General features: G+C 57.3%; 5 protein-coding genes and 1 pseudogene. 4 read left to right on the forward strand and 2 right to left on the reverse strand.

The annotated features are described in order from the left end of the window. Positions 1 to 417 (reverse strand): S1-like domain-containing RNA-binding protein (locus AC1DVH_RS27265; RefSeq protein WP_477756413.1); only part of this gene is annotated, 417 nt, incomplete at its 3' end. Positions 418 to 768: 351 nt separating this feature from the next. Between AC1DVH_RS27265 and AC1DVH_RS27270 the strand changes: the two genes are divergently transcribed. The 4 genes and pseudogenes from AC1DVH_RS27270 to AC1DVH_RS27285 all read left to right on the forward strand — a co-directional run bounded on the left by AC1DVH_RS27270 (position 769) and on the right by AC1DVH_RS27285 (position 3,021). Further along, on the forward strand, positions 769 to 957 hold the full coding sequence (locus AC1DVH_RS27270) for a hypothetical protein (RefSeq protein ID WP_015096330.1): 189 nt from the start codon (positions 769 to 771) through the stop codon (positions 955 to 957). A 107-nt stretch (positions 958 to 1,064) separates the two neighbouring features. Continuing rightward, positions 1,065 to 1,184, forward strand: a pseudogene (locus tag AC1DVH_RS27275) (TorF family putative porin); the annotation flags it as partial. Positions 1,185 to 1,261: 77 nt separating this feature from the next. Continuing rightward, positions 1,262 to 2,131 (forward strand): DUF6279 family lipoprotein, encoded by an 870-nt coding sequence (locus AC1DVH_RS27280; RefSeq protein ID WP_477756414.1) that lies wholly within the window; start codon positions 1,262 to 1,264, stop codon positions 2,129 to 2,131. 155 nt (positions 2,132 to 2,286) lie between these two features. Then, on the forward strand, positions 2,287 to 3,021 hold the full coding sequence (locus tag AC1DVH_RS27285; RefSeq protein WP_477756415.1) for a DUF899 domain-containing protein: 735 nt from the start codon (positions 2,287 to 2,289) through the stop codon (positions 3,019 to 3,021). A gap of 186 nt (positions 3,022 to 3,207) precedes the next feature. On the opposite strand, the gene AC1DVH_RS27290 is transcribed toward AC1DVH_RS27285, so the two are convergent. Then, positions 3,208 to 3,947: helicase-related protein (locus AC1DVH_RS27290; protein WP_477756416.1), on the reverse strand; the 740-nt coding region annotated here is incomplete at its 5' end.

Below are 3,947 nucleotides of genomic sequence, written 5' to 3' on the forward strand. Positions count from 1 at the left end.
GTCCAGGTAGCGGTCCAGACGCGCGGTCGCGGTGATGCGACGGGTGTGTTTGTCGAGGTAGACGTGCACCACCACATACTCACCCGCCGTCATCTGACGCTTCTCTTCGGAGAACGGCAGCAACAGGTCTTTCGGCAAACCCCAGTCCAGGAATACGCCGATGCTGTTGACTTCAACAACTTTCAAACTGGCGAATTCACCGACTTGAACTTTCGGTTTTTCAGTAGTTGCGATGAGTTTGTCATCGCTGTCCAGATAAATAAAAACGTTGAGCCAGTCTTCATCTTCGGTAGGAATATCTTTTGGAATATAACGATTAGGCAGAAGGATTTCGCCATCCGCGCCACCGTCCAGATATAAACCGAAGTTAGTGTGTTTAACCACTTGCAAACTGTTGTAACGCCCGACTAAAGCCATGTCCAATACCCTCATTGCGTGGGCGGCATTCTACCCGGTTTTAGGCGCCGCGTTCGGCACCCGGCCCGGTGGTACGAGAAATTCCTCTGAAGGCCTTGATTTTCCGGGGTTTGCATCGAGCACCTGGCCGCTCGTCAGACCGATCCGGGTATTTACGCCATGCTCAGGCCAGCGTAACGCGGTATTTTTCCAGGCAATGTTCTTAGTTAAAACAGCGGCTTAGACACCTATTTCGAATACTGGCCGATGCCTGTTTACCCCGACCTCACGAATATGCCGAGGGGATATTTGCCAAGCAATTATCAGGTTATTCCTGTACGATGCCTGGCCAAGTTAATTTTCTACAGGTTAATGGCCGCCATGCGTGTAAAAGCATCCACCAGCAAAGCAAAGCCAGCTCCAGCCGTCGAAACCAGCGAATCGATCAACAGCCAGATCGCTGCGTTCCTCAAGTCCGGCGGTGAAATCCAGCAAATTGCCAAAGGCGTCAGCGGCCAGACGTTCGGCCCGTCCAAGCAGATCACCCTGGGCAAAAAGTAATTCCCTCGCGTCACCTGGTCCCAAAGCGCTTTGAGCTTCGAAGCGCTTGGACTGGAACCCTCGCTTCTCCCCTGCGACACTCCAAATCAAATCCTGTGAAAATCATCGACCTCGAGCTGATCTACAGCGATACCACCCTGCGCGGCAGCAGTTGCTCGACCTATGTCGGGCACAACAGCCTGTGTAACGGGCTGGTCACCCTCAAGACCCAACGCGCGTTCTATTGATCGACTGAACTGCCGGGCTCAATCTGGGCTCACATGAGAATCAGCCCCCGAAGGCTGGCTTTCGCAAGGATTCGCCCATGTCCCGCTGGTTCAATCACATAGCCGTAGTACTGACCATCGCTCTCGCCCTCGGCGCGTGCAGCCGCGTGGGCCTGGCCTACCGCAACCTCGACGTGATCATTCCGTGGACGCTCAGCGACTACCTGGACATGAACGGCGAGCAAAAAAGCTGGCTGAACGAACGCCTGAAGGAACACCTGAGTTGGCACTGCACCACCCAATTGCCCGGCTACCTCGACTGGCTGGACCGCCTGCAAACCATGATCGCCACCAACCAGGTCACCGATGCCGCCTTGCAGGCCCGCACCCACGAAGCCGAAGAGGCGATTGCCGAGACCGCCCGGGAAATCACCCCGTCGGCCGTCGAGTTGCTGCAAGGGCTGGATGACAAGCAAGTTACCGAAATGAACGATGCCTTCGTCAAGGACCAGCGCAAACGCCAGGAGGAATACCTCAAGCCCTCCCTCTCCCGGCAGATCAAGGAGCGTGGCGAACGCATGGAAAAGCGCCTGAACGACTGGCTCGGGCCTTTGAACATTTCTCAGCAACAGCGAGTCGCCACCTGGTCCAACGCCTTGGGCGACCAGAACACCCAGTGGATTGCCAACCGTATCCATTGGCAGAAGCAGTTCAGCGCAGTTGTTGCGCAACGCCAGAGTCCACAATTCCCACAACGGATCGAGACACTTCTGGTCAATCGCGAGAGTTTGTGGACGCCTGCCTATCGTCAGGCCTTCGCCAACACCGAAGCCCAGGCGCGCTCGCTGTTCGTGGATCTGATGGCTGAAAGCACGCCGGACCAGCGTGAGCGCTTGCTGAAGAAAATCGAGCGGGTGAGGAAGGATTTCAGCGACTTGAAGTGTTTGAAAACGGCGAAACAAAGTTAATCCCCACACAATGCCCCTGTGGGAGATTCTATGGCTGAGGTGAAGCCTTCAGCCGGGCTTCTGCTGACGACTGACCGGCGGTATGTCGAATTCCACGCAAGCCAAACGACTAGGCTGTGTAAATCACCTCCCCGCCCCACGCAGGAGAAAACATCATGAACATTCAGAATCATCCCGTCGTGTCGCGGGAAGAATGGCTCGTCGCACGCAAACAGCACCTTGCCCACGAAAAAGCCTTTACCAAGGAAAGGGACAGACTCAGCGCCGAACGCCGCGCCCTGCCCTGGGTGAAAATCGACAAGGACTACCGCTTCCAGGGACCCAATGGCGAACTGAAACTGGCGGACTTGTTTGGCGGACGCAGTCAATTGGTCATCTACCACTTCATGTTTGGCAAAGGCTGGGACGAAGGCTGCTCTGGCTGCTCGTTCCTCTCCGATCACATCGACGGCGCCAACCAGCACCTGGCCCACCACGACATTGCGGTAGTGGCGGTTTCCCACGCACCGTTCGCTGAATACCAGGCGTTCAAGCGGCGCATGGGCTGGAAGTTCGACTGGGTGTCGTCAGCAGGTTCTGATTTCAACTACGACTTCGACGTCAGTGCCCGAGCCGAAGACGTCGCCGCCGGAACGGCTACGTACAACTACGAAAAAACCGACGGATCCGAGGAAGAACTCCCCGGCCTCAGCGTGTTTTATCGTAATGACGCCGGGGAAATTTTCCATACCTACTCCACCTATGCCCGGGGCCTGGACATGCTGGTCGGCGCCTACAACTACCTCGACCTGACGCCTAAGGGCCGCAACGAAGAGGAGATCATGGAGTGGGTGCGGCATCATGACCGGTACGAAGAACAGGCGAACCCCAGTTGCTGCCATGGGGGTTAGCCAACGTACACCGAGTCGCAGCCTTCGCTTGTGCCCTGCCCGCCTGGGCCTGCCGGGTAAGTGTCAGTTGATCGATCAGCACTTGAAGGAGTTGGAATCCGCCGAGAAGAAAGCCGAAGTCTGATAAACGCCAGGCATAAAAAACCCGGACACTGTCCGGGTTTTTCCTGGGTCGTCTACAACGACTTACTCAGCCGCCGGCGCTTCCGGCTTGCGGCGCTTGAGCGGGGCCATGCCGTCCTTGCTGACCAGCGAGTCGCTCTTCGGCCGGTTGGCGCTCTTGCGCTTGGTCGGAGTCTTGGCGGCGGTTTTCTTTTTCTCGCCCTTGGCGTCGGTCTTTTTCTTCTTCACGCCGACGGCTTTGCCCGAGGCCTTGACCTTTTTCGGTCCGCCGTAGGTGCCTTTGACTTCCTTGATCGTACGACGCTCGAAGCTCTGCTTGAGGTAGCGCTCGATGCTCGACATCAGGTTCCAGTCGCCGTGGCAGATCAGCGAAATGGCCAGGCCATCGTTGCCGGCGCGGCCGGTACGACCGATGCGGTGCACGTATTCGTCGCCACTGCGCGGCATGTCAAAGTTGATCACCAGGTCCAGGCCGTCGACATCCAGGCCACGAGCGGCGACGTCGGTGGCCACGAGGATTTTCACGCCGCCCTGCTTCAGGCGGTCGATCGCCAGTTTGCGATCCTTCTGGTCTTTCTCGCCGTGCAGCACGAACGCTTTGTATTCCTGCGCCACCAGGCGACCGTAGATGCGGTCGGCCATGGCCCGGGTGTTGGTGAAGACGATGGCCTTCTGGTAGGTCTCGTTGGCCAGCAGCCAGTTGACGATCTGTTCTTTGTGCTGATTGTGGTCAGCGGTAATGATTTGCTGGCGGGTGGTGTCGTTCAGCTGGCTGACCGCGTTGAGTTGCAAGTGCTCAGGGT

The organism is Pseudomonas sp. P4_C3 (genome assembly GCF_056402075.1).

Coding starts and splice junctions, on each gene's coding strand:
- AC1DVH_RS27270 (WP_015096330.1), top strand. CDS start 769: ATGGCCGCCATGCGTGTAAAAGCATCCACCAGCAAAGCAAAGCCAGCT.
- AC1DVH_RS27285 (WP_477756415.1), top strand. CDS start 2,287: ATGAACATTCAGAATCATCCCGTCGTGTCGCGGGAAGAATGGCTCGTC.
- AC1DVH_RS27280 (WP_477756414.1), top strand. CDS start 1,262: ATGTCCCGCTGGTTCAATCACATAGCCGTAGTACTGACCATCGCTCTC.